The 559-nt window shown below is 51.7% G+C and carries 1 pseudogene; it reads right to left on the bottom strand.

Features of this window, described 5'->3' with window-relative positions:
* Positions 1-110: 110 nt before the first annotated feature.
* Positions 111-559 (bottom strand): annotated as a pseudogene (locus tag VPK24_RS04640) (hypothetical protein); the annotation flags it as partial.

The following is a 559-nucleotide window of genomic DNA, read 5'->3' as shown; positions in this document are numbered from 1 at the left end:
ACTGGATTCATCACCGGGGTGCGTGCCAGGCAAGTGAGCCTGTTCCCCATTATGCCTAGCCTGAGTTACCACTTTAAGTTCTAGGAGCTAAAAGCGCAGCGGGCAAACTGTCAATCAAAAAATACCAAATTCATAGCCTGCTCATTGCCATAGCTGCGAGCTATCTGGTGCGCAGTTTCTAGCCCACGTTCACCATCGCAGAGCACTACAACAGTGCCGCCACTGCCGCCACCAGTAATTTTAGCACCATAGACACCCATGCCTTTGCGCTGTTTCTCCTTAACCCGCTTCACTAGCTCGTCAGTGGCAGTTGAGCCAAGGTGGCAGGCGTTATAGCTGGCATGGCAGAGGTACATGAGCTCACCTAACTGCCATAACAACGTTTGCCGGTCAGCATGTTCGTAGCTCAGGCGTTGCATCAGCATTTGGTAGAGGCTAGTGCGGTAGTTCTCATACACAGGGTGACGCGCCGCTACCTTAATGCGGTGAACTATCTCTTTTTTAACGAGCTGACACGTCAAACCTATTGGCTCAAACCACCCGATCGGGGACTGATTTG

It is taken from the genome of Limnothrix redekei LRLZ20PSL1 (assembly GCF_043235035.1).
Taxonomy (GTDB): domain Bacteria; phylum Cyanobacteriota; class Cyanobacteriia; order CACIAM-69d; family CACIAM-69d; genus CACIAM-69d.
The sequence above is the reverse complement of the archived record's forward strand: the minus strand, read 5'-3'. Positions and strand labels throughout refer to the sequence as shown.